Source organism: Archangium gephyra, assembly GCF_042230915.1.
Taxonomy (GTDB): Bacteria; Myxococcota; Myxococcia; order Myxococcales; family Myxococcaceae; genus Archangium; species Archangium gephyra_B.
Genome location: NZ_CP102578.1, coordinates 9,221,149 through 9,245,034 on the forward strand (window position 1 = coordinate 9,221,149; position 23,886 = coordinate 9,245,034).

Consider the following 23,886-nt stretch of genomic DNA (forward strand, 5'->3'; position numbering starts at 1 on the left):
AACTCGGGGTTATGAAACGCGGGGACCGGAGGCATTGGACACGAGAGAGGCCTCGGTGAGAGGCGGCACGAGAGGGGGCCACGTCTTGTCCAGCAGCTCGTAGCCGAAGGCGAGCGCCTCGCGGCACGACTCCGGCGTCGACTCGGCGCGGGCGTACTTGACCAGGTCCGACTCGGAGACGAAGCGCATCAGCCCGTCCTCGGGGAACTGGAGGGGCTTCTTGCGCCGCAGCTCCTGCATCAGCTCCGAGCTGGTGCACTCCAGGGCGTCGAAGCCATAGCGCTCGCCCAGGTAGCCACGGATGATCTCCGACAGCCGGAAGTAGAAGTCCTTCACCTTGCCCTTGGCGGGCAGGTCCTCGGACTTGAGGATGTCCAGCGCCTGGCGCGTGCGCACGTCCAGGGGCAGCAGCGGCTTGACCTGGGCCACGCGGTGTTTGCGGTACTTGCGGAGGACCCTCCACACCATCAGGCCGAACCCGGCGGCGGTCAGCAGGCCCGCCAGCACCCAGGCGAGCGTCCAGGAGGGGATGGTCACCTCGGTGGGCGGCTGGATTTCCTTGAGGTCCGCGCCCTCCGCCTGGGCGTCCTCGGGCAGCGTGGAGGCCACCTCGAGGCTGCGGGCCGGCGCCACGAAGCGCCTGGGGCCCTCCGGCGTGGACACGAGGAAGGGCACCTCGGGCAGCGAGAGCATGCCCAGGTTGAAGGCGGACAGCTTCAGGTGGAAGGTGGTGACGGCGGGCTCCTTGCCGGTCTCCGGAGGCGTGCGCGCCTGGGAGAGCAGCTCGAAGTCACCCAGCTCCGGCGGCAGCTCCAGGTCGTAGCGGTGGTCCGCCGGATGGGTGATGACCAGCTCGTAGACGAAGGGTTCGCCGAGCAGCACCTGCTCGGGCTGCACGCGGGCCTGGAACCCCTGGGGCTCCACCAGCGGCAGCTTCGCGAGGGCCACTTGAGACGGAGCGGGCGCTGGCTCCTGGGCCAGGGCCGGCGAGACGAGGAGGAACGTGCACAGGGCCAGCCACCTCATGCCGCCATCCTCCGGGAGCGGGCGCGGAAGAAGCGCACCAGGGCCATGCCATGGTCATCACCGGTGCTCAGCTCCACGTGGTCCAACTCCAGCTTCTTGAAGAGCCTGCGCCGCTCCTCGCGCTGCGCCTGCATGGTGCGGGCGAAGCGGCCGCGGACGAGCGGGTCGCTCGTGTCCACCACGAAGCGCTCGCCCGTCTCCGGGTCCTCCATCTCCACCAGACCCAGCCGGGGGAACTCCTGCTCGAGCGGATCCTCGATGACCACGGGCACCAGGTCGTGCTTGCGGCCCACCAGGCGCAGCGGCGGCTCGTAGCCGTCGGCGAGGAAGTCCGAGATGAGGAACGTCACCGTCTTCCGGCGCGCCACGCGGTTGAGGTAGGTGAGGCCGGCGGCCAGGTCCGTCCCCTTCCCCTTGGGCTGGAAGGTGAGGATGTCGCTCACCAGCCGCATCACGTGCGTGCGGCCCTTGCGCGGCGGCACCACCTTCTCCACCTGGTCCGAGAAGAGGATGAGCCCCACCCGGTCGTTGTTGGCGATGGCGCTGAAGGCGATTTGCGCGGCCACCTCGGCGGCCACCTCCGACTTGGAGCGCTCGCGCGAGCCGAACTCCTTCGAGGCCGACACGTCCACCACGAGCATCACCGTGAGCTCGCGCTCCTCGGTGAAGACCTTGACGTAGGCCTCGTTCATGCGGGCGGTGACGTTCCAGTCGATGATGCGGATCTCGTCACCGGGCTGATACTGCCGCACCTCGGAGAAGGCCATGCCCCGGCCCTTGAAGACCGAGTGGTACTGGCCCGCGAGCATGTCCGACACCACCTTGCGGGTGCGGATCTCCAGCTTGCGGATGCGGCGGATGATGTCCTTGGCGAGCACGACGCGCCCCCTGGGCTCTCCCGGGTCTGGTTACGGAACCTCGACGCGATCGAAGACGCGCTGGATGAGCTTCTCGGTGGTGAGCTCCTCGGCCTCGGCCTCGTAGGTGAGGGCGATGCGGTGGCGGAGCACATCGAAGGCCACGGCCTTGACGTCCTCGGGCGTGACGAAGCCGCGGTGGCGCAGGAAGGCATGGGCGCGCGAGGCCTGGCTCAGCGCGATGGTGGCGCGCGGGCTCGCCCCGAACTGGATGTAGTCCGCCTGATCCTTGAGGCCGTAGCGCCCCGGCTCGCGCGTGGCGAAGACCACGTTGAGGATGTAGTCCTTCACCTTCTCGTCCATGTAGATCTGCGTGACGAGCTCGCGGGCCTTCACCAGGTGCTGCAGGTCGATGACCTTCTGAGCCTGCGGGGGCTTCCCGCCGCTCATGCGGTCCATGATGACCTTCTCCTCCTCGCGCGTGGGGTAGCCCACCTTCACCTTGAGCATGAAGCGGTCCACCTGCGCCTCGGGCAGCGGGTAGGTGCCCTCCTGCTCGATGGGGTTCTGGGTGGCCAGCACCAGGAAGGGCGAGGGCAGCGGGAAGGAGGTGTCACCGATGGTGACCTGGCGCTCCTGCATGGCCTCGAGCAGCGCGGACTGCACCTTGGCGGGGGCGCGGTTGATTTCATCGGCCAGCAGCACGTTGGCGAAGACGGGGCCCTTGCGGACCGTGAAGTTCGCCGCCTGCTGGTTGTAGATCATCGTGCCCACCACGTCCGCGGGCAGCAGATCCGGGGTGAACTGGATGCGCTGGAAGGACGCGCTGATGCTGTCGGCGATGGTGCGCACCGTGAGCGTCTTGGCCAGGCCCGGCACGCCCTCGAGCAGGACGTGGCCGTTGCACAGCAGGCCGATGAGGATGCGCTCCAGCATGTAGCGCTGGCCGACGATGACCTTGCCGACCTCCTGGTTGAGGACCTCGACGAAGCTGCTCTCCTGCTGGACGCGCTCGGTGAGCGCCCGGATGTCCGTGTTCATATGTGCCGTCTCGACTGTCCCTGGAGGAGGCGGGCAGCCTAGGAGGTGTAGGTACGCCGCTCAACAACCCATCACGCCGGGCATTCCGGTAATTTCGGAGGTCCATGCCCTCGGAACCACCCCGGAATGACCCGCAGGAGTACCCCAAACCACATCGGGACGGGGAACGCCAACCTTCTGGAGGGGGTGAACCCCGCGTCCCGGGGCCGGTGGAGGCCGGGTTGCTGGGGGAGTTGGCCCCGGGGGTGAGTGCCCGGATGTGCCCGCTGCGGGGGGGTGGAGCATTGCGGCTCCTGGAGGGGGGCGAGGGTCCGGCGGTGGTGCTGCTGCATGGCCGGGGGAACGCGGCGAGCATGTGGTTCCCGCTCCTGCCCGAGCTGGCCCGGGAGCACCGGGTGCTGGCGGTGGATCTGCCAGGGTTCGGGTGCTCGTCGGCGCCGGGAGGGACGGTGCGGACGGCCGAGGACGGGCTGCGTTTCTTCACCGAGCCGGTGGAGGAGGTGCTGGCCATGCTGGCGCCGGGGCCGATGACGCTGGTGGGGCACTCGCTGGGCGGACTGGTGTCGCTGGAGCTGGCGCTGCGAGGCCGCGTGCCGGTGGAGCGGCTGGTGCTGGTGGACGCGATGGGGCTGGGCCCGGAGATGGCGCGGGATGCCCGGCTCTTCTTCCGCCTGGGCCCGGAGCGGGTGGCGCGGGTGCTGGGGCCGAAGCTCTTCGGCCGCATCGCGCCGCTGCCGGACACGCCGCTGAACCGGAGGCTGGCGGCGCTGGGGTATGAGTTGATGACGGTGCCTGGGGGGAGAGCCGAGGCGACGCGCGCCTTCAACACGCTGGTGCCGCTCACGGGCGGCGTGTTCCACCGTGCCGAGCGGCTGGGCGAGGTGAAGCAGCCCACCCTTCTCTACTGGGGCGAGCAGGACACGGTGCTGCCCGTGTCACTCGCCGAGGCCGCGGTGAAGGTCATGCCGGATGCGCGGCTCGTGCGCGTGGCGGCGGGGCACGGTCCGCACCTGGAGCAACCAGACAGCTTTCTGTCGGCGGACTTGTTCCGCTGAGTGGGTGAGCGGCTCCGCTACTTCCTGGCCTTGCGCTTGAGACTCCGCACCAGCGCATCCCAACGCGGACCGCCCGTGGTGTGGTCGATGTTGTAGAAGGCGAGATAGTCGTGAACCAACGCTTTCCTGCCGCACGCGAGAGAAAGGAAGGCGCCGAGCAAAACCCACCAGCGGCGCGGCAGCACACCGGCCGGGGGGACTGCTTCAGCCGGGGGACATGCCGCACCGATCCCTCCAGCCGGAGGGCTGGTGTTGGGGATTGGCGGGAGTACACGGAAACGCGGGTGCGACCGTCAAGGCACCGGGTAGGCATGGCGGTGCGCGACGTGGAGGGTTGGCCAGGGAGGCGCGGGCGCTACGGGAAAGTGACGTTGCCCAGGGTGACGGTGCGCTTCAGCTCCGCGTCCCAGAGTATGAGGGTGTACGTGCCCCGGGCCTCCGTCTCGGAGGCAGGCACCTCCACCACCACGCGGCGCCATCCCTCGGCACCGGGCTCCTGCTGCCAGAGGGGCAGCAGCTTCAACACCTCGCCCTTGGGGCCGCGCAGCACCGCGCCCGCCGCCGTCCACGGCAGTGTGCCGGTATTGTCGAGCCACACGTCCACCGCCACCCGACCCTCCGTGCGGTAGCTGCGGGCTTGCTCCAGGCGCAGGTCGTTGCCCTTGGCCTGCGTGACGCTCTTCGTCAGTTCCTTGAAGAGGATGCCCTTCTTCCCCAGTAGCCCCGAGGCCAGCACGCCCCGGAGTCCCTCGGGGGCGCCGCGCTCGGCACGCAGCTGGCGCACCTCCTCCTGGCACTGCCAGGCCTCGGCCTGGGCCGCCTTCTCCCCTTCCCGGAAGGACTCCACCGTGCGGGGCTTACGAAACACCTTCACCTGCGACAGGCCCAGCGCCGGGTGCACCCGCAGGACGAAGCTGGCGCAGGCGGGGGCCGCCCCGTCCGCGAAGCACACGTCCAGCAGGAAGCGCTCCCCGGCCTCCAGCTTCTTTGGGGGCACCAGGGTGAGTGTCTGCTGCCCGGGGTTCACTTCCTCGAAGCGCTCGCGCTGCTCCACCCGCACGGAGCCGGGCTGGAGCGGGGTGTCGAAGCGCAGCGTGAGGGGCACGTCCGGGCTGATGCACACCAAGGGCGGCGTCGCGGGGGGCTCGGCCGACAAGTCGACGCGCGGGCTCGCCGTCTCACATACGTCCGGCGGGGACAGCATAGTGGCCTGGGGGGAGGAGGCGAGCAGGGCCAGCGCGAGCAAGCCCATGGGGGACGCGAGGGGCACGGGGAGTCAACCTCCAGGGGAAGGCGGGGCGGGGTGACGCGAGGCGTTGGCCTCTACCACACCTCGCCGGGCCCGTGCCGCCCGCGCCTACTCGAAGCGCTCCACCGCCCGGACGTACTGGGTGGAGAAGACGACGGCGGCATCCGCGGGGCCGCCAACGTCCTCCCGCTCCACGCCCGGAGGCTCCCCCCACCGGGTGTACGCCCCGATGAGCTCCAGGCACACCGGGTACGTCTCGCCGGTGCGCTTCCGGGCCTGGGTGAAGCGGCCGTAGACGCGCTCGGGCCCGAGGTAGAGCCGCCCGGTGAGCTCGCTCCCGGCCAGCTGCCCCAGGTTGTCCGTGCCCGTCATGATGGGAACCCGCATGGGGGTGAACTCGTGCACGGTGACGGGCCGGGCGCCGGGCTCATGGGGGAACACCGCGGTGCCCGTCTTGCTGATGTGGACGCCCAACTCCTCCATGGCCTTCACGGCACCGGGGGGGCAGTCGGCGGGCCGGGGCGGGGGGCGCACCACCTGGGGCGTGCTGGTGCAGCCGGAGAGGAGCACAGTGCACAAGCCCACGAGGCACAGCTCCTGACGGGCGGGGACACAGCCCGGCGCCGGGCGTTGCGGCCTCGGGGCGGGCTTGTTTTCAGGCTTCAGGCGGGTGTCTGTCTCTCGGGGCATGGCGGGGGCGGGCGCGGGGGAAGAGTCAGGAGGGGCAACCGCACCCCCTCCAGCTTCGGACGGCGCGTCCGGCCCCGCCATTTCGCGGACAAGCCCGGGGTAGGGTGTCGGGGAGCCCGCCCATTCCCCAGGAGGTAGCGGTGCCGCCAGAGAAGCGGAGGCCGGAGGACGCTCCGCCCCGGACTCCGGGCGGGAGAGGAGGGCCCACGTGCCGGCCAGCACCAGCGCGCCCACCAGCAGCGTCACGGCCAGCGCACGCGCTCGCGGGCCCGGGGGCGCCCGGCCGGCGGGGCTCGACGGAGGTAGCGCCACGAGGGCGGCGGCACCCTCCACCGCGTGCACCGGGGCCTCCATGACGGGGGGCACCACCGGCGCCTCCTGCTTCGCGGGCGCCTCCTGCCCGGCGGGTGCCACGGCAGCGGCTGGCACCTGGCCCCGGGCCTTGCGCACCCGCCCGCGCCGGGGCATCGCCGCCACGACATGCCGCAGGAAGCGCTCGCGCGAGTCGCGGTCCTCCACCTGGCCGGGTATCTCCTCGGTGGTGCGCACCTGCGGGGCGTCGGGGTCCATCAGCGGCACGTCCCAGTCCTCCCCCGCCCCCGCCAGCGCCGCCTCCAGCGCCGCGGCCACCGCCTCCATGTCCGCGAGCCTCTCCCCGGGCTCCTTCTCCAGCAGGTGCAGACACACCCGGCCCAGCGCCACCGGCACGCGCGGGTTGTCCTCGTGTGGCGCCAGGGGCGTGCGGGTGCGGATGTCCTTCACCATGTGCGGGTTGCCCATGTGCGAGCCGAAGGGCAGCCTGTCGGTGAGCAACTCGTACAGGGTGACACCCAAGGCCCACACCTCGTCGGCCACGCCCGGCCGGTAGCGCGCGCTCTTCTCCGGGTTCTCCTCCAGGAAGCGGTACGCCTCGGGGCTGGTGTACTCGGGCGTTCCCGGCGGCAGCCTCCCCCACCGCGGCAGCGTGGGGCGGCCCTCCAGGTGCCCCACCCCGAAGTCCACCCAGACAGGCGTGCCGTCCGCCGCCCTCACCAGGAGATTGTCCGGTTTGATGTCCCGGTGCAGCACGCCCTGGCGGTGCACCAGCGCGAGCGCCCCCGCCGCCTCCCGCATGAGCGTGGCGGTCTGGCGCGCCGAGGGGTTGTGCTCCAGGGCATGCCTCAGCAGCGGCTGCCCCCGCACGTACTCCATGACGAGGTAGAGGTAGCCCTCGTCCGGGTAGGGCCAGCGCCCATGGCCCAGCACCCGCACCACGTTGGGGTGTTGGACGTGGCGCAGAATGTCCATCTCCAGCTCGCCCCAGGGGTTGTCCGGGTAGTCGCGGAAGAACTTGAGGACACAGGAGCGCCCCGCGCACTCGGCGAGGAAGACGTGACCCTGGCCGCCCTCGCCCAGCGGGCCCACCACCCGGTACTGGCCCACCAGCTCCCCGGGCTCCGGCAGCCTGTACACCCGCGCGCTGACTCTCAACAAAGGCCAACCTCCGAGGTGAGGAGGCTAACATGACGCGGCGGATTCTCCCGCGGCGCTCCGTCCGGCACGTTTGGCGGCCAGCACGGTGCCCGGACGCTCGGAGCGCCCTGGCCCGAAAACGGGCTGCACCTGCGCCCAGGTGTAGACGCCTACACTTGGTGTAGCACATTTGACTACACCTCCAGGTGTAGACGTCTACACCTGAAGCGCCCAGCGCGCCGAGAAGTCACTCGTTGACGTCAACGAGCATCAGCCGCGATGGGCAATCCCTCGCGCATGCTCCATTCCAACCGTCCTCCGAGGACTGGCCGAGAAAATCTACCTCTGACGTCATGTGGTGATAGATTCGTCCCAGACAATCGCATCCACATTGGAGACCCTTCATGCAGGTAACGACCTGGTTCATCGCGAAGGAAGACGAGGCGGAGGCAATCGAGTCGATCGTCACCACCGAAGAACACTCCCCGGAGGACTGGATGTACCTCGAGCTCCCGCTCATCGAGATGGAGTTCATGGCCCTCTCCGCCGCGCTCCGGGGCACGGAAGACATCACGGACGAGCGCACCCTGGAGGATCCGCTCATCTTCCGGGAGGAAGACGGTCTCATCATCGCGCGCGTGGTGGAGTCCTTCATCCAATCCTTGGCCCGTGTGACGGACGCGAACGTGCCCGGCCTCGTCAACGCCTGGGTGGAACGGATGGACCAGGAGAACCACGGCCCGGAGGAGCTGCGTGAATTCCTCTCGGAGATGGTGAAGTTCGCCCGGCAGGCAGTGGCGCGCCGCAGCCCGGTGCTGTCGCTCGCGACGTTCTGAGGGTTTGAGTCAGGAGTCCGCGCCTGTAACGTCCCTGGGTAGCTTGTCTCGTACTCCCCCGGAGGCGCCCATGAGCCGCGGATCCAAGACTCCCGAGCAGGACCGTACCGAGGGCACCGCCCGTCCCCGTGGTTACGAGCAGGTGGACAAGCTGTCCGTCCCCCTCCCCCACGGCACCGAGGTGACGACCCGCGTGGAGCGCGTGGCCGGCGACCGACACATCCCCCAGGGCGTGGTGGGCCGCGTGGTGCGCGCCCGTGGCGGCGGCTTCGACGTCCAGGTGGTCGGCGTAGGCGAGCTCTGGTACGCCCGCGACGAGCTGGTGCCTCGCAAGCCGGGCCAGCTCCAGTTCGCGCTCCGGCGCGCCGCCACCTGGGACGCCCTGCGCCCCTGCGTGGTGCTGGAGACCGTGGTGGGCTCGCAGGCCTGGGGCCTCGCCAACGAGTCCTCCGACGTCGACATGCGCGGCGTCTTCGGCCTGCCCCTGCCCTGGCACTTCGGCCTCGCCGACAAGGCGAGAGATCTCGTCAGCGCCGATGGCAGTCATACCTTCTGGGAGATCTCCAAGGCGGTGGAGCAGGCCCTCCGCGCCGATCCCAACACCCTGGAGATGCTCTTCGTCCCCAGCGCCCGCGCCTCGGACGAGCTGGGGGAGTGGCTCCTCGCCGAGCGCGAAGCCTTCGTGTCCAAGGCCATCTTCGGCAGCTTCGGCCGGTACGCCATGAGCCAGCTCGACAAGCTCACGCGCAGCCAGCGGCTCGCCGAGCACCGCGACCTGGTGCTCGAGTGGCTGTGCGAGGAGCCCGCGCCTGGCCTCGACGAGGTGGCCCGGCGGCTCGCGGCCATCTCCCCGCGCTCCGCGCCCTCGCCCGAGGACGCGCTGCTCGCGGCCAAGACGTACCTCAAGCAGCTCTACCGCTCGCTGTGGGATCAGGGCCTCATCGAGGCCAACGACTTCGCCGCCCTCACCCGCTACGCGCGGGGTGGCGGCCAGCGGCCTCCCAGCGCTCGCGAGCTGCGCCCGAAGAATGCCTACAACCTGCTGCGCCTGGTGGTGCTCGCTACCGGGTGGCTGCGGGAGGGAGTGCCCACCTTCGAAGTCACCGGCACCTACAAGGCACGCATGTTGGAGATCAAGGCCGGACGCGTCCCGCTGGAGGAGGTGCTGCGGGATGCCGAGGCCCTCGCACCGGAGCTGGAAGAGGCCCACCGCACCAGCAAGCTGCCGCAGCTCCCGGACTACGGGCGCGCGGACCGCCTGCTGCGCCGCGTAGGCGAGGAACTGGCGCGGCGCTGGGTACTCCAGGTGCCCGGGCCGCTTGGCCGTGATGCCCCCGCGCCTCCGGCCGTCGAATGGAAGGAGGAAGAGTCATGACCGCAACCCTGATGACGGAGCACCAGACCCGGGTCGCCAACGCCGTGCTCGACGAGGAGTCCACCCGGCGGTGGCACCTCGTCGTGTCCCTCTCGGGCGCGCACGCGTACGGCTTCCCCTCGCCCGACAGTGACCTGGACCTCAAGTCCATCCACGTCACTCCCACTTCCCAGTTGCTCCGCCTGGAGCAGCGCGGCCCCGTGTCCGCCGAGCGTCTGGAGGTGGTGGACGGCGTCGAGGTGGACTACTCGTCCAACGAAGTCGGCCCCGTGCTGTTCGGCGCCCTCCAGGGCAATGGCAACTACCTGGAGCGGCTGCTCGGGGCGCATACCCTGCGCGGCTCGCCCGAGCTGGAGTCCGTGCGTCCGCTGGTGCGCGGCGTGCTGTCGCGGCGGCTGCACCGGCACTACCGCGGCTTCGCCCACGGCCAGTTGCGCGAGTGGGAGAAGACGGGCTTCCGCTCCACCAAGAAGTTCCTCTACGTGCTGCGCACGACGCTCACCGGCACCCATGCGCTCCTCACGGGCGAGCTGGAGACGGACCTCACCGCGCTGATGGACCGCTATGGTTTCGGCGAGGCCGGCGAGCTCGTCGCCTGGAAGCGCCGTGGCGAGCGCAGCGAGCTGCCCGAGCCCCTCTCCGAGCACTGGCGCGGCCAGGTGACCCGGGCCTTCGAGCGGCTCGACTCCGCCTGCGAGCGCTCCGTGCTCCCCGAGGAGCCCCAGGGCACCGAGGCGCTGGAGGCGTGGTTGCTCGAGCTCCGGCGCTCGCGGTTCTAGGATTTCAGCTTCAGGTAGTGCTCGCGCTTCGCCTTGGGGAACTTCTCGATGGCGTAGCGCAGCATGGTCCTCGGCATCTCCCGCGCATGCCGATCGAGGAAAGACTCTTCGCTCGCCGGGTCCCTGTTGCCCACCTCCCGCAGCATCCAGCCCACGGCCTTGTGGATGAGGTCGTGCTCGTCGCGGAGCAGCACCTCCGCCAGCTTCAGCGTGTGTGTGAAGACTCCCGCCCGGATGAAGGCCTGGGTCGACATGATGGCGATGCGCCGCTCCCACAGCACCGGCGAGCGCGCGAATTCGTAGAGCAGCGGCATGAGCTCCGGGTGCTCGAGCAGATACGCCCCCACGAGCCGGGGCGCCACCGTGTCCACCAGGTCCCAGTTGTTCAACCCCGCCAGGTGCTCCCGGCAGAACGCGAAGAGCCGGCCGCGTCCGGCCTCATCCGCCCGCTCGAATCTCGTCACGAGGATGATGAAGCCGGTGAGCCGGTGCTCGTGGACCCCGCTCCGCAACAGCTCGTCCAGTTGCTCCAGGGCCAGGTCCTTGTGGCGCCGGGCGATCCTCCGCTGCTCCGGCACGGTCACGCCGAGGAACACGTCTCCCTCGGCGTACTCGCCTGGGCCTGTCTTGAAGAACCTTGGATAGAAGGCGGCCTTCTCGGCGTCGGCTGCCCGCGCCAGCTCGTCCCGGATGACCTTGGCGGAGGAGGTATTCATGGGCGGAAGTCTGGCGGGGAGATGACCCGAGAGGCTAGCGTCACCCGCCGTGTCCCATGATCTGCTCGACCTCGCCGCCACGCCCGAGCGCCTCCGCGCGCTCGCCGATGCCGGTGTCCTGACGCCCCAGGGCCTGGAGCACGCCCTGCGGCTCGCCGTCGCCACTCCCGAGCGGCCCGCCTGGCGGCGCTTCCTGTCCGCCGTGCTGGTGGGCTTCGGCTCGCTGCTGGTGCTCTCGGGCGTCATCTACTTCTTCGCCTACAACTGGGCCGCGCTCCACCGCTTCGGGAAGATGGGGCTGCTGCTGGCCGCCATCCTCGCCTCCTGCGCCGCCGCCTGGCGCCTGGGCGAGACCCTCGCCGGCCAGTTCGCCCTCCTCTTCGCCGCGGTGCTCGTGGGGCCACTGCTCGCCGTCTACGGACAGGCCTACCAGACGGGCGCGGACCCCTATGAGCTGTTCCTCGGGTGGAGCCTCCTCATCCTCCCCTGGGTGGCGCTCGCGCGCTTCAGTCCCCTCTGGCTGCTGCTGCTGCTCCTCGTGAACACCGGGCTGGGTCTCTTCTGGTTCCAGGTCCTCGATGGTGAGGGTCCCCCGCTGCTGCTGGTGCTCGCCCTGGTGAACGGCGGAGCCTGGGTGGCGCATGAAGCCCTCGCGGCGCGTGGCATCCCCTGGCTCAGTGGCCGGTGGCTGCCCCGGGTGCTGGCGATGATGACCATGGCGCCGCTGCTCGTCCTGTCGGAATTGGTGGTGGGGGTGCCCCGGGAGGCGGACGGCGCGAGCTGGGTGGGGCTTCTCCTGCTCGTGGGGGTGATGGCAGGGGCGTACTTCTTCCACCGGCAGGTGCGCTCCGAGCTCTTCCTCCTCACCCTGGACGCGGTGAGTGCGATGACGCTGGTCACCACCCTCGTCGGCCGCGTCCTGATCAAGGCGGATGACCTCGGCCCGGCCATCTTCTTCATCATGGCCCTGCTCATCATCGGCGAGGTGGGGCTCACCGTCTGGTGGCTGCGCGCCGAGGCACGCGGCCCGGAGGAGGCCTAGCCATGGCGTTCAAGCCCTCGCTGCGGGACGTGCTGCCCACCGCGCTCCAGGAGCCCGCACGTGCCGCGCTCGCTTCCAGCAAGGACGCCACGGCCACCATGCCCTGGTTCGTCCGCGTCCTCACCGGCTTCGGAGCCTGGATGGCCTCCTGGTTCCTGCTCGCCTTCATCGCCATCGGGGTGGCGGTGGGCGAGGAGGTGGGAGCCATCGTCCTGGGATTGCTCCTCACGGGAGGTGCGGTGCTCCTGCGGTACGCGGGGAGCAACGTGTTCCTCACCCAGCTCACCCTGTCCACCGGACTGGCCGGCCAGGCCCTCTTCATCGGCGGCGTGTGGGCGCTCACGAAGAGTGAGGAGACGGCGGCCCTCGCCACCTTCGTCCTCCAGACGGTGCTCCTCTTCGTCTACCCGGATGCCATCCAGCGCTTCCTGTCCGCGCTCTTCGGGAGCCTCGCGCTGCTCACCCTGCTGCGCCTCACCGCGGCGGGCGTGCTGGTGGACGTGACGCTGGTGGGCCTCACCGTGCTCGCGCACCTCCTCTTCCTCCACCAGAGCCGGCTCCAGGGCGGGCGCTGGAGTGCCCTGGTGACCCCCACGGCCTTCGGGCTCGTCACCACGCTCCTGGCCTCGCTGGTGATGCGCACCTGGTTCCATGACCTGTACCTGGGCCTCTTCCGCGAGGGCACGGCGGAGCTGCCCATGGGCGTGCTGACGCTCGGGCTCGCCGTGGTGACGCTGTACTCGGCCTGGCGCGTGCTGGAGGAGACGGACTCCGAGCCCGGTGGCACCGCGGGCGTGACGGCCTTCGCCTCGCTGGTGCTGACGGCCCTCCTCACGCTCCACACGCCCGGCGTCATCGCGGCGATCGGCGTGCTCCTGCTCGGCTTCCACCGGCGCAGCGTGGTGCTGCTCGGCATGGCCGTGACCTTCATCCTCGTGTTCGGCGTGGGCTACTACTACGACCTCCAGCTGTCCCTGCTGGCCAAGTCGCTCGCGCTGCTGGGCAGCGGCCTGGTGCTGCTCGGCCTGCGGCTCTTCATCCTGCGCCGCTTCCCCGCGGCCGAGGAGGTGCGCTGATGCGCGCCCGCGTCATCTTCGGTGGCTTCCTCCTCGTGGTGGCCGTGCTCGTGGTGCAGGTCGTCCGCAAGGAGCAGGTCCTGGCCCACGGCACGCCGGTGCTGCTGGAGCTCGCGCCGGTGGACCCCCGCTCGCTCATGCAGGGCGATTACATGGTGCTCGACTACGCCGTCAGCCGCGAGGCCCGGCTGGCCAACGACACGGACAGGGACTCGGACTGGGATTTGGACTCGAGCCCGGCCCCGAGGGAGCGCCCGAAGGAGGGGCGCCTCGTGCTCCGGCTCGACGAGAACGGCGTGGGACGCTTCGTCCGCCACGACGCGCCCGGCACCCCGCTCGCCCCCGGAGAGCTGCTGCTGCGCTACAAGGTGCGCGAGGGCCGCGTCCGCCTGGGCGCCGAGGCCTTCTTCTTCCAGGAAGGTCACGCGGACCGTTACGAGGGGGCGAAGTATGGCGAGCTCCGGGTGACCGGCGACGGCTCCAGCGTCCTCGTGGGCCTGCGCGACGCCGGACGCCAGCCGCTCGGCAGCGCGCTGCAAGGTGGGGACACCCAGTAAAACATGCCTTAGCATGAAGGCATGAGAATCGCGGTCATTGGCTTGGGACCCCATGCCCGGCGCGTCTATGTGCCCGCCCTGCAGCGGTTGCGGGAGCGCTTCGGTGTGGAAGTAGCGCTGGTGGTGGATGTCGAGGCGAAGGAGGAGGAGGTCCGCTCCTTCCTCGCCGCCCGGGAGCTGCGCCCGGAGCTGCTCTTCGTGAAGCCCTTCCAGCAGCGCATGCCCGAGGACGTGCGGGCCGCCCTGAGCCGCACCGCGCGGCGCGAGCCGCTCGATGGCGTCATCATCGCCACCGAGCCGCTGTCGCACCGGGCCTATGCGGAGTGGGCCCTGGAGGAGCGGCTGCACATCCTCATGGACAAGCCCGTCACCACCCGGGAGAACGCCGCCACGGACCTGCACCAGGCGGTGGGCATCTACGGCGACTACGAGGCCCTGCTCTCCGCCCATGGCCGGCTGCAGAAGGAGAAACGGACCCTCTTCAGCATCAACGTGCAGCGGCGCTTCCACCCCGGATTCCAGCGGGTGCGCGAGTTGCTCGAGGAGATCGCCGGGAAGACGAACTGTCCCATCACCTCCATCCAGTCCTCGCACGCCGACGGACAGTGGCGGTTGCCCGCGGAGATGGTCACCCTCGGCTACCACGGCTACAACGAGGGGCACGGCAAGGTCTCCCACAGCGGGTACCACTTCTTCGATCTGGCCTGGTGGCTCTATCAGACGGTGGCCCGCACCACGGGAAAGCAGGCGGACTTCGCGGAGGTGTTCTCCTCGTTCCAGACCCCGAGCGGCTATCTGCGCCAGCTGGATGGGAGGGACCACGAGCGGCTCTTCGGACCGGAGTACCGGAGCGCCCAGACGCACGACGAGGAAGCGCTGAGGCGGCGCATGAGGGACTACGGGGAGCTGGACGCGTTCTCCACCATCCGGCTGCTCGAGCAGGACGAGAGCGTGTGCCACCTGTCCATCAACCTGCTGCACAACAGCTTCAGCCGGCGCGACACGCTGCGGCCCGGGAAGAACCTGTACAAGGGCAACGGCCGCGTCAAACACGAGCACCACAACATCCAGCAGGGCCCCTTCCAGAACATCCAGGTGCACTCCTACCAGAGCCGGGCCGAGCACGATGAGCGCTCGGGGGACGAGCACGCGGTGGGCGGCAACAACCACTTCGACATCCACGTCTTCCGCAACAGCGGCCTCACGGGCGATGCACGGCCGATGGAGATCATCCGCATGGGCGAGCTGGAAGCGCGGGCCGGGTATGACCCGGAGCGGCTGGCCACCGAGCAGGCCAAGGAGGCGGTGGTGGTGGAGATGCTCCAGTTCATCCGAGGCGAGCTGCCCAGGGAGCGCGTGCGCTCCAGCATCGAGGAGCACCGCATCCCCGTGCGGCTGATGAGCTCCGTCTACGCCTCACATGTACTGCAGCGCAGGGGCGAGAACCCCCTCGTGGGCTTCGCGCTGCGCTGAGTCGATCTCCACACCGGACGGCGCCAGCGTCCTCGTGGACCTGCGGGACGCCGAGCGCCAGCCACTCGGCGGCGAGGAAGGAGACACACCCGCCCGGGTCAATTGATCTGCACGGAGCCACCCTTGATGCGGTTGACTCCGGCCGCGCTCGATTCGAGCTGCACACCCTTGATGATCACCTTGCCGTTGCGCCGCAGGGTGATGCTCGCCTTGCCACACGACAGGACGATCTCGTCCTGGCCCTCGATGACCACGCGCTTGCCATCCACCCGGGCCTCCACCTCCTGGTGTGGGACGCGGGCCTCCAGCAGCTCATCGATGAGCGGCGTGCTGCTCGTTGTCTGCACCAGGCCCACCAGCAGGGGACACGTGGGAACTCCGTTCTCGAACAGCAGCACGGCCCGCTGCCGTGAGGCGACCGCCTGCTCCAGGCTCTTCGCGTCGAGTGGCACGGTGGACAGCGCCGGCAACGGACCCGCGGTGTTGCCCTCGTAATCCACGAGCACCCCGCGCCCAGGATCGAGGCCCACCACCCACCCCACCCGGCTGCCAACGATGGGCTCCTGGGGGGCGGTGTCGTGCGCGGACGGTGATGCCTTCTTGCCAGAATTCATGCTCATTCCTTCTACCTCCCGGCTCACCGGCTGGAGTCGCTGGCCTTCGTGCGGCCAGGCGAACTGGCCGGGGGCTGCGCCGATAGGGACTGGAGCTCGGACTGGGCCGAGGACAGGTCGATATCGGGTGGTTCCTTGTGCTCGACCGCCTCCACCTCTGGAAGCTCCAGCTTGGAGACGGACTTGCTGCTGAGCGAACCCGCTCCCAGCATCTTCACCTTACCGCCCTTGACCTTGATGTTCGAGCCGTCGATGGTCAGGGTCTTGGCAAACCACTTGACGGCGCCGGACTTCTCCATGCTGACGATGAGGTTGCCGCCGACGATGAGCGAGAACTTGTCTGCCTTGAATTGAAAGGATTTGGCCAGCGAGCCGGCGCCCTTCCCGACCTCGGTGTGCGCTTTGGCCCCGACGTCGTCCTTCTGGTCCTTGCCGGCCGCCAGCGACACCGAGCCCTTGATCTGGGACTGAAAGTCACTGCCCACCTTGGTGGAGCGATCCTCGGACACGCTCTCCTGACGGATGCCCGCGACGTACTCGAAGCTGGCGCCTCCCACCTGGACGGACTTGTTTCCCTCCACCGACTCGATCTTCATCAAGGCGACATTGATGGAGTAGGCGGCTCCCACGTTCAGCGCGGCCGCCAAGGACACGGAGGTGTCGGCGGACTGCACCACGAAGACATTCTGCATTCCGCTCACCGTCACCGACTGGTTGCCTTCCACCTCCTCGTCATGGCTCCCGCGGATGCCGGTGGTCCGGTTCCCCGAGACCGCGAGCGTCTGGCTCCCCTCCACGAGACTCGTGTCCTCCTGCAGAACGGCCAGCGTCTGATTGCCCTCGATGGTGCGCTGGCGGTCCTTCTTCACGAGCAGCGCCTCGTTGGCCCGGATCTCCTGCGTCTTGTCGTTGCGGGTGTGCAGATCATCGTCCTTCTGGGCGTGAAGGAAGACCTGTTCCTCGCCAGCGGCATCCTCGAAGCGCAGCTCGTTGAAGCCCTCGCTGTTGGGACTGGAGGAGCTGCGCAGGGTGGAGCGCGTCTTCTCGTCCGGCAGCGGGTAGGGGGTGGGGTTCTGCCCGTTGTAGACGGCCCCCGTGATGAGGGGCCGGTCCGGGTCTCCCTCGAAGAACCGGATGACGACCTCCTGCCCCACCCGCGGAAGGAAGAGCCCCCCCCAGGCCGGACCTCCCCAGAGCTGGCCCGGGCGGATCCAGCAGGAGCTCTTGTCGTCCCGGCCCCCTTCACGGTCCCAGTGGAACTGCACCTTGATGCGGCCGTGCTCGTCCGGGTGGATCTCGTCTCCGGGAGCCCCCGTCACGGTGGCGGTCTGGATGCCGGAGATGACCGGGCGGGGCGTGCTCCGGCGCGGCCGGAAAGGCACCTCCGAGGGCAGGCAACGGAACTCGTTCCGGTAGCGCCCCTGCCCCAGCACCTCGTGCTGCGTGTGCACCTCGGGCTGGTGGCCCACGTGCTGGACCTCCACCACCAGCAGCTTGCCTTGCGCGACCGCATCCAGCTCGAAGAAGTGACCGGGACACAGCCGAGGGCTGACACTGACTCCCGACAAGGTCCGCTCGGATTGGAGCCGCTCCTCCAGCCGCACCTTGCTGAGCCGCTTGCCCTCCGAGGGCTCCACATAACCAGCGGGATAGTCGTAGAGCTCGAGCGCACCGAAGTCACCAGCCTTGGAGGGCTGGGCCGTCAGGTCGAGCGCGGGCTTCTTGAAGTCGAAGTCGCGCACCGTGACCTTGCCGGGGCGCAACCGGTGCACCTGGGCCAGGGCGGAGGCGTGCTCCGCGTCCGACACCCGGCCATCCTCCTCGCGGAACGGCAGCAGCGAACCGCCCGCCATCTCCAGGTACGCCCCGGTGCCGTCCCCCAGCAGCAGCTGGTGCGCGTCCTCCGAGTGCGTGAAGAAGTAGAAAATGCCCTCCTCCTCCAGCAGCCGGGAGATGAAATCGAAGTCCGACTCACGGTACTGCACGCAGTACTCGCGAGGCGCGTAGCTGCCAGACAGGACGAAGCGGTGCCGCACCTGCCCCTCGTTCAGCACCTGCTTGACGATGTCCGGGACGGCCTTGTGCTGGAAGATGCGGCTGCGCCGCACGTGCTTGAGCCGCTCGAGCGTGGGCACCACTCGCAGGCGGTAGCGGAGCCGGCCCTCTTGCAGGCCCAGCGCCTGGGCGCGATGCACCTGGCCATTCACGTAGCGCACCGGCTCGCCCGTGTGCTGGAAGGTCAACGTGGCCGGGGTGCCCATCAGCTCCGCCAGGGCCAGCGGCGCCTCGGCGTGGGTGTAGAGCTCCAGGTTGAATTCGAAGGGCCGTGACAGCCCCTCCACCCCGGAGAACTGGGTGACCACGGTCTCCTCCGGCCCATGGCCTCCCACCCGGAGACCAAACGCCATCTTGTCCGTCCATGCCATGGCGTCAGTTCTCCGCGATCTTCGAGCCCTTGATGACCACGTCGCCGCTGGCGGTGATCTCCACCTTGGCGCCCTTGATGATCACATCCCCGTTCTTCTTGACCTGGAGGGTGGCGGAGCCGACCTTGAGGGTGAACTGCTCCTCGGCGACCAGGGAGATCTCCTTGGCGGACAGGGTATAGGAGTCCTTGACGGCGTGGTTGTGATTGCCCCCCACGCTCACCATCAAGTCCTTGCCCACCTTGAGGCTGCGTGACTTCTGGACCTGCTCGGACAGGTCTCCGCCCACCTGGAGGCTGCGCGAGCCCAGGACCGTCTCGGACTTCTTGGCGCCGACGACCTCCGACTTGGCCCCGCCCACCTGCTCGGCCTTGAGGCCCCCCACCAGCTGGTTGAGGGCGCCGCCCACGCTCACGGCATAACCGGCGCCGACGTTGAGCATCTTGCCCAACCCCACCGTCTCGAGCGAAGCCATGCTCACCAGGACGCTCTGGTTGCCGCCCACCTGGACGGACTGGTTGCCCGCCACCGTCTCGGTATGGTTGCCCCCCACGGACGTCGAGCGATCCTTGTCCACCCGCAGCGACTGATTGCCGCCGATGACACTGTCGTCGTTCTTCTTGACCTCCAGGGCCTGGTTGCCCTCGATGGTGCGGCTGCGGTCCTTCTTGACGAGCAGCGTCTCATGGCCGCCCACCTGCTGCGTCTTGTCGTTCTCGACGACGATGTCCAGGTCCTTCTGGGCGTGGAAGTAGACCTGCTCCTGGCCGGCAGCGTCCTCGAAACGCAGCTCGTTGGAGCCATTGCCACCGGGGCTGGAGCTGGAGCGCAGGGTGCTCCGGGTCTTGTCATCAGGCAGGGCGATGGGCGGTGGATTCTCGCCGTTGTAGACGCTGCCGGTGACGAGGGGCCGGTCGGGATCTCCCTCGAGGAACTCGACCACCACCTCGTGACCGATGCGAGGCAGGTAGAGGGCGCCCCAGCCGGGACCGGCCCAGGACTGGCTCACGCGAATCCAGCAGGAGCTCTTGTCGTCGCGGCCCCCTTCACGGTCCCAGTGGAACTGCACCTTGATGCGGCCATGTTCGTCGGTGTGGATCTCCTCCCCCGAGGGCCCCACGACCATGGCCGTCTGGGCACCCGGGATGAGGGGACGCGGGGTGGTGCGCGGCGGACGGTAGGGCACCTTGGCGGGGAGGCAGGTGAAGGTGTTGCGGTAGCTCTCCCGGGAGTCCGGTGGCCCCTCGAAGAGGAGCGCCTCGGGCTGGCGGCCCACATGGCGGGCGGAGAGGACGAGGTAGCCGCGGTTGAAGGCGTCCACCGGGTGCTCGTCCAGCTCGAGGGTGTGGCCGGTGCGCAGGCGCCGGCAACTGCTAGCACCGGAGGCGAGCTCCACCCGGGCCCGCAGCTCCTCCAGGCGCACCTTGGCGAGCGTCTTGCCCGTGCCGGGCGCCTCGTAGCAGCCCGGGTAGTCATAGACTTCGAGGGAGGACTCGGCCTCGTCATCGGTGCTGGTGGCGGTGAGGTCCTGGGAGGGGCGGACGAAGTTGTAGTCCCGGAGGGCGACGGCGCCGGGCTGCACCTGGAGCTGCGAGGAGAACTCGTGCACGTACTCGCTGCCGGCCACCATCTTGGTGGTGGTGCGGAAGACGAGCCGCGCCTCACCGGGCATGGCGGGGCAGCCGAGCGAGGTGTCGGCGAGCACCAGGGTGTGAGCGTCCTCGGTGTGCTCGAAGTAATAGAAGATGCCCTCTTCCTCGAGCAGGCGGGAGACGAAGTCGAAGTCGGACTCGCGGTACTGCACGCAGTAGGTCCGCTTGACGTAGGAGCCGTTCAGCTCGAGCCGGTGCTCCACGAGGGCATTGCCGAGCACCTCGTGGACGATCTCGGGGACGGTCTTTTCCTGGAAGATGCGGCTGTTGCGGGTGTGCTTGAGCGTCCACCAGCGGGGCACGACGGTGATGCGGTAGCGCAGGCGCTCCTCGGAGGCGCCGGCCTCCCAGCGGGCGACACGCGAGACGACGCCGTGGAAGTAGCGCTCCCCGTCCTCGCCGAGGTGCACGGCGAGCAGCGCGTTCTGACCCAAGAGAGCCCGCTCATCCACCGACACGTCCGATGGGGCGGCCAGGAGGGCCTCCAGCGTATAGGGATGGGAGATGGCCTCATCGGCCTCGAATCCAATGACGGCCAGCTCGCCCAGCGCATGTGGGCCTACCTGGAAATCAAACTCAGCCTGATTTGCCAGGAGCGCAGCGGTTGCGACCATGTAATCCCCCTTCCTTGAAAGTATGCGCCGAAACAGGTCCACAGTCACGAACCTGTGGTGGGTACCGTCCACTTGAATTGTTTGACCGCTCGCGAGCGGCATGGTGCTCGGCACACCGCCGAATTTTTCAGCGAGACAGTGCACCTCGTCAGGCGACGTGTTGCAACTCGGGGCACCACGTCACAGAACGGCGCTTGGTGCTAGGCTCATGTGGGGGCAACGAGAACAGCCGCACGAACGCATGCAGATCTCACTCAACACGACAGGCATGCAGGCCGGCATCTCCGTTGCCGCGGACAAGGATGCTCGCGACTACTGCGTGGTGGTGGTGAAAGGGACGTTCGAGACGAATTCACGCGGAGAGATGACGCTCGCCAGAGAACAGCGTCCGCTTGTTGCGGCCGATGAACATCATGGGGATCCTGCCACGACCAGCATCCGCTACGAATGCGACTTCGCGCTCGAGAAGCCACTAACGGACTTAATCGTGGTCGGAAAAGCGGTCTCGCCCTCTGGGCAGCGCGTGACCCAAGTGCCCGTCAGCCTCGAAGTCCAGGGGAGGAAGAAGAGTCTACAAATCATCGGGGAGCGGCGCTGGCTCCGCTCGCTGGGAAGTATGCTCCCCTCTGAGCCCGTCCCCTTCGTCGAGATGCCACTGACATTCGAGCGGGCCTTCGGAGGCCAGGACGAAAGCCGCGGGCCAGGGCGAGCATCTGTGGAGCGGCGCAATCTCGTGGGCGTTGGGTTTCATCCGCACCGTGGCGCGGCCCAGATCGAGGGCACACCCCTTCCGAACCTGGAGCGTCCAGGGCAGAGGATCTCCTCGCCCCGCGACCAGCCAGAGCCGATCGGTCTTGGACATGTAGGGCGTGCCTGGGCGCCACGCATCGCCTACGCAGGCACCTACGACGCGCGCTGGCGCGATGAACGGGCGCCGTTCCTTCCAGCGGACTTCGACTCGCGGTACTTCCAGTCCGCACCGGCAGATCAACAGTTCCCGCATTTTCATGGGGGCGAGCGAATCCGGTGCATCCACATGGCTGCGGAACCCGTCGTTCAATACGTCATTCCATCACTGCGCATGCCAGTCAGGTTCCGCTTCGTCGATCGAGAAGTGGAGCAGATGGGCGTACTCGATACGGTGATTCTCGAACCGCACCGCTCGATTGCCATGCTCGTGTGGCGCGCGCGCGTGCCGATTGGAAAGAAACTCAACGCGCTCCAGGAGATCTCCGTGGGCGAGCAGCCACGCGCCACACAGGGTACACCCATCGGCTATCGAAATGGCAAGCCGGTGTTTAGCGGCCTGGCTGCGGCGATCCGCTGGCTTCGTAGGCACCGAGGCACCAGGAGATGAGTGCGTCACCCATCTACGTTCGCGCTGTCGGCATGGCGTGCCCCGTGGGCCTGCGCTGGGCGCCCGCTTGCGCAGCCTTGCGAGCCGGAATCAATCGCAAGCAGGTCTCTCCTTACGTGGACAATCAAGGCCGCGAGATCGTCATCTCGTACCTGCGTGACATCCTCGACCTCAAGTCGACTCCAACGCAGCGCTGGCTGTTCTTCCTGACCCACGCACTCCAAGAGGCACCACTTTCAAGGTGTAGGAGCGGGGCCGCCCCGGAGGCTTGCAGGAGGTGTCTGGGGCGGAGCAAACGCCTCACCCGGAGGCGGGGAACGGCGCACCAGGGTACCTGGCCCGCCAGCCAATCCTTGTTACAAGGCTGACCGGGCAGAGATCTCTGGTTTACAGGGTCACCTGCTCTCGCCAAAGCTGCCGTAGGACTGCGTTGTTTCTCTCGTGTCACGTGGATTCCTCTCCCCGGAGGATACGCGCAGTCGCCACATGCCGTCGGGCCACCTCTCCGGACACATACCCTTTCTTGGTTTTCTTCTTGTGCTTGCGTGGATGCTTGCGCAGTCTGGCCGGATTGACGTTCGCCGCCATCCTCAACAGCGTGCGGCTCAGTTCAGTCGCTGACTGTGTTTCGAACTCTTCCCACTCCGCTTCTGGCACGGCAATCATCATGCCGCTGTAGGTGGTTCTCACTTCATCCGCTATGTAATAGGAGGACACCTGGAAGTTCGCTGCCTCCAATCGATGCTCAGTCTCCACCGCTGACTGCAGCACCGCCAGGATGTTGTAGCTCATGCACGCCACGCTGAACGCCAGCAGCGCCGCACGCGGGTTGCCCAGTCCGGCCACCTCGCTTTGAAACACTGCTTCGAGGCGACCGAACATGCCTTCGATGCTCCAGCGGCGTCGGTAGAGCCTCGCCACGTCCAGGGCTCCCATGCGCTCCTCGGGCACATTCGTCAACAGGCGGATGACTGTTTCTCCGTCCTCAGTCGGCTCATCCAAATGCAACTCCACACGCCGCAGTGCCAACTGTCGTCCTGTCTCGTCCTCAATCCGGACGGCCTGCTCGAAAACGAGCCCCGTCTCCACACGCCCCACCTCACGTGGCGGCCCCACCACTGTCGGATTGGGAGAGACTCCATGCTCTCGGATGATGAAGGCGGCCTGCTTGTCGTGAATGGCGAAGAGAATGCCCGTGGTGGAGAAGTTCCTGTCGGCCAACCACAACTCTCCCTTGCGCACCTGCTCGAGGACGGGCCCCATCAGGGCGCGCTCCTGTGCGTGGGCATCCTCGGCGGGCACCATGTCCACCACCAGGTCCAATTCCGGCGCATACACCACCAGCGACTGCCCTGGCAGTGCCGCACCCCGGAAGCCTCGCAATGGCTTCAGTCGCTTTTCGCTCGCCGCCAGGTGGTTGCCATCCAGCACGCGCACCCGGTAGCCCGCGGCCCACGGCGTCTGCTGCGCCTTCATGAACTTGACTACCGGCACCAGTTTCTTGGCGCCCTCGCGCACCAGCGCACGTCCTATCTCCGGCTCGGTGCGATTCACCTTGTCGTACAAGGCCGCCAGCGACACTCCCAGGTCGGTGCGGGCCTGAGCCGCCGCATGCAGCGACGGCTTGAGGCCCAGGGCCACCAGGGCCATGAGATCCACCACCGTGGAGAAGAGCAGCTCGCGCGTGTACTGCTTGTCGCGGTACTGCTCGAACAGCTCTTCCAGCCACTGCCGACTCAGCGCCTGCTGCATCAGCAGGCGCGCCATGACCGTCAACGGGCTTTGCTTCGTAAAGCGCTCGAATACAGCATCCAGGGCCATGGTCCTTTCCTCCGGAGTAGTCCCTGAAAGATGACCTCGGCGGTAGTTCCGTGCTGCACCCCCTGATTACAGCCTGCTCCCTCGCTCGCTTCCCTTGCCGGGTAGTATCATTCTCCCGACCTTGAAAGTGGTGACTCCAAGAGGTCCTCGAGCAGATCGGCGCAACTGCCTTCGAGCA

19 protein-coding genes are annotated in these 23,886 nt (G+C 68.3%); 9 read left to right on the forward strand and 10 right to left on the reverse strand.

The window, feature by feature from the left end; translation table 11 throughout:
- Positions 1-9: 9 nt before the first annotated feature.
- From NR798_RS36280 to NR798_RS36290, 3 genes are read right to left on the reverse strand one after another with little or no spacing between them, the layout of a single operon-like run.
- Complete coding sequence (locus NR798_RS36280; protein ID WP_375767126.1) at positions 10-1,026, reverse strand: hypothetical protein; 1,017 nt, start codon at positions 1,024-1,026, stop codon at positions 10-12.
- A complete protein-coding gene (locus NR798_RS36285) occupies positions 1,023-1,904 on the reverse strand; it encodes a DUF58 domain-containing protein (RefSeq protein ID WP_375767127.1) in 882 nt (293 codons plus the stop codon). Before NR798_RS36285 ends, NR798_RS36280 begins: the two co-directional genes overlap by 4 nt.
- 30 nt (positions 1,905-1,934) lie before the next feature.
- The gene (locus tag NR798_RS36290; protein ID WP_375767128.1) at positions 1,935-2,924 is read right to left on the reverse strand and encodes an AAA family ATPase; all 990 of its coding nucleotides are present in this window, start codon (positions 2,922-2,924) and stop codon (positions 1,935-1,937) included.
- A gap of 284 nt (positions 2,925-3,208) precedes the next feature.
- On the opposite strand from NR798_RS36290, the gene NR798_RS36295 reads away from it, so the two are divergent.
- Positions 3,209-3,979: an alpha/beta fold hydrolase gene (locus NR798_RS36295; RefSeq protein ID WP_375767129.1), complete on the forward strand. Its 771-nt coding sequence runs from the start codon at positions 3,209-3,211 to the stop codon at positions 3,977-3,979.
- 355 nt (positions 3,980-4,334) lie between these two features.
- Here the strand turns inward: NR798_RS36295 and NR798_RS36300 are convergent, their stop codons facing one another.
- Together NR798_RS36300 and NR798_RS36305 are read right to left on the reverse strand one after the other, a co-directional pair.
- Positions 4,335-5,249 carry a DUF2381 family protein gene (locus tag NR798_RS36300; protein ID WP_375767130.1) on the reverse strand — a complete coding sequence of 305 codons (915 nt, stop codon included), beginning with the start codon at positions 5,247-5,249 and terminating at the stop codon, positions 4,335-4,337.
- A gap of 87 nt (positions 5,250-5,336) precedes the next feature.
- Positions 5,337-7,388: a serine/threonine protein kinase gene (locus tag NR798_RS36305; protein ID WP_375767131.1), complete on the reverse strand. Its 2,052-nt coding sequence runs from the start codon at positions 7,386-7,388 to the stop codon at positions 5,337-5,339.
- A 386-nt stretch (positions 7,389-7,774) separates the two neighbouring features.
- On the opposite strand from NR798_RS36305, the gene NR798_RS36310 reads away from it, so the two are divergent.
- The 3 genes from NR798_RS36310 (at position 7,775) to NR798_RS36320 (ending at position 10,360) form a co-directional block, all read left to right on the forward strand.
- Positions 7,775-8,206 carry a hypothetical protein gene (locus NR798_RS36310; protein ID WP_375767132.1) on the forward strand — a complete coding sequence of 144 codons (432 nt, stop codon included), beginning with the start codon at positions 7,775-7,777 and terminating at the stop codon, positions 8,204-8,206.
- 70 nt (positions 8,207-8,276) lie between these two features.
- Entirely contained in the window at positions 8,277-9,581 is a 1,305-nt protein-coding gene (locus tag NR798_RS36315) for a DNA polymerase beta superfamily protein (protein ID WP_375767133.1), read from the forward strand.
- Positions 9,578-10,360 (forward strand): DNA polymerase beta superfamily protein, encoded by a 783-nt coding sequence (locus NR798_RS36320; RefSeq protein ID WP_375767134.1) that lies wholly within the window; start codon positions 9,578-9,580, stop codon positions 10,358-10,360. The genes NR798_RS36315 and NR798_RS36320 overlap by 4 nt, the downstream gene beginning before the upstream one ends.
- Here NR798_RS36320 and NR798_RS36325 read toward each other — a convergent pair.
- Positions 10,357-11,076, reverse strand: coding sequence for a DNA alkylation repair protein (locus NR798_RS36325; protein ID WP_375767135.1), 720 nt, complete (start codon positions 11,074-11,076; stop codon positions 10,357-10,359). The two genes, NR798_RS36320 and NR798_RS36325, sit on opposite strands and share 4 nt — an antisense overlap.
- A gap of 49 nt (positions 11,077-11,125) precedes the next feature.
- Here NR798_RS36325 and NR798_RS36330 point away from each other — a divergent pair, with 49 nt between their 5' ends.
- Genes NR798_RS36330 through NR798_RS36345 form a run of 4 tightly spaced genes read left to right on the forward strand, consistent with a single transcriptional unit; the run spans position 11,126 to position 15,224 of the window.
- Positions 11,126-12,118, forward strand: a complete 993-nt coding sequence (locus tag NR798_RS36330) for a DUF2157 domain-containing protein (protein WP_375767136.1) — start codon at positions 11,126-11,128, stop codon at positions 12,116-12,118.
- Between the two features lie 2 nt (positions 12,119-12,120).
- Positions 12,121-13,194, forward strand: coding sequence for a DUF4401 domain-containing protein (locus NR798_RS36335; RefSeq protein ID WP_375767137.1), 1,074 nt, complete (start codon positions 12,121-12,123; stop codon positions 13,192-13,194).
- Entirely contained in the window at positions 13,194-13,751 is a 558-nt protein-coding gene (locus NR798_RS36340; protein WP_375767138.1) for a GDYXXLXY domain-containing protein, read from the forward strand. Before NR798_RS36335 ends, NR798_RS36340 begins: the two co-directional genes overlap by 1 nt.
- 21 nt (positions 13,752-13,772) lie before the next feature.
- Positions 13,773-15,224: a Gfo/Idh/MocA family protein gene (locus NR798_RS36345; protein WP_375767139.1), complete on the forward strand. Its 1,452-nt coding sequence runs from the start codon at positions 13,773-13,775 to the stop codon at positions 15,222-15,224.
- Positions 15,225-15,322: 98 nt separating this feature from the next.
- On the opposite strand, the gene NR798_RS36350 is transcribed toward NR798_RS36345, so the two are convergent.
- The 3 genes from NR798_RS36350 to NR798_RS36360 are packed head-to-tail and all read right to left on the reverse strand — an operon-like array spanning position 15,323 to position 20,530.
- Positions 15,323-15,844 (reverse strand): DUF6484 domain-containing protein, encoded by a 522-nt coding sequence (locus NR798_RS36350; RefSeq protein ID WP_375767140.1) that lies wholly within the window; start codon positions 15,842-15,844, stop codon positions 15,323-15,325.
- 17 nt (positions 15,845-15,861) lie between these two features.
- Positions 15,862-18,264, reverse strand: coding sequence for a type VI secretion system Vgr family protein (locus tag NR798_RS36355; RefSeq protein ID WP_375767141.1), 2,403 nt, complete (start codon positions 18,262-18,264; stop codon positions 15,862-15,864).
- Between the two features lie 4 nt (positions 18,265-18,268).
- Positions 18,269-20,530 (reverse strand): type VI secretion system Vgr family protein, encoded by a 2,262-nt coding sequence (locus NR798_RS36360; protein ID WP_375767142.1) that lies wholly within the window; start codon positions 20,528-20,530, stop codon positions 18,269-18,271.
- A 241-nt stretch (positions 20,531-20,771) separates the two neighbouring features.
- Here NR798_RS36360 and NR798_RS36365 point away from each other — a divergent pair, with 241 nt between their 5' ends.
- Positions 20,772-21,887 carry a DUF2169 domain-containing protein gene (locus NR798_RS36365; protein ID WP_375767143.1) on the forward strand — a complete coding sequence of 372 codons (1,116 nt, stop codon included), beginning with the start codon at positions 20,772-20,774 and terminating at the stop codon, positions 21,885-21,887.
- A gap of 444 nt (positions 21,888-22,331) precedes the next feature.
- Here the strand turns inward: NR798_RS36365 and NR798_RS36370 are convergent, their stop codons facing one another.
- Positions 22,332-23,708 carry an IS4 family transposase gene (locus NR798_RS36370; protein WP_375765120.1) on the reverse strand — a complete coding sequence of 459 codons (1,377 nt, stop codon included), beginning with the start codon at positions 23,706-23,708 and terminating at the stop codon, positions 22,332-22,334.
- Positions 23,709-23,886: the final 178 nt, after the last annotated feature.